The organism is Hymenobacter agri, from assembly GCF_054778495.1.
Map to the genome: position 1 here is coordinate 1 of NZ_BAAGZM010001126.1, position 785 is coordinate 785.

The 785-nt window shown below is 67.0% G+C and carries 1 protein-coding gene; it reads right to left on the bottom strand.

The window, feature by feature from the left end; translation table 11 throughout:
* Positions 1-129: 129 nt before the first annotated feature.
* A partial coding sequence (locus ACYVDE_RS24875) for a hypothetical protein (protein ID WP_460504200.1) occupies positions 130-785 on the bottom strand: 656 nt, incomplete at its 5' end.

Consider the following 785-nt stretch of genomic DNA (forward strand, 5'->3'; position numbering starts at 1 on the left):
GCGGCGGGGTCGGGAGTTTCCATCGGGCGGGGCGCGGCAAGGAGCGCGCCAGCCTCGGCAACCGGCCACTTTGCCAGTTGTTCGGGCGCGGCCGGGGCGGCGAAGCTATTCAGACTTCCTAACCAGCCTCTACATGTGCATTTTCAGCACGGTGGCTTTGTATTTTTTGCCGGTCACGGGCGAGGTCGGCCGCAGCTCGCGCAGCCAGTCCTGCACTTCGGCATCGCGGGCGTTCAGCTCCCTGTCGTGCAGGAAGGCTTGCTTCGGCAGCAGGTCGGGCAGGCGCTCCAGCACATGCTGCTGGCTGCTGCCGGCTTTCTGCATGCGCTGAAAATCGTCCTGCATAGTGGGGCCGAAGCGCTTGAAGGTGTACACGGCGGCCTTGTTCCAGTTGCTCCAGGTGCTGCGGGCCACCAACGCCTGGTCGGCAAACATGGCGCTGGCCTTGCCCTCGCGGGCCTGGTTAGTAAGGTATTCAGTCTGGCACTCGGCGGCCCAGAAGCGCTTGGCCAGCTCGCGGTACTGGTGCAGCGCCTCACTGTTGGGCGTGGCTTTGGCGGCGGCCAGCTCGGCGGCGGGCAGGCGCTTCAGCTGGGCGGCTACGACCTGCTCCACCACGCCGTCGTAGGTGGGAATGGCCGAGGTTTCTACGTCGACGAGGTGTGGCGGGGCTTTGGGCGTAGCCGGGGCCACGGGCGGCGCAGGCGGCTGGTTTTTCTGCTTCACTACGTAGAAGCCGCCCAGCCCCACGAACAGCACGGCCGCCAGCCCCAGCGTGAGCGGGC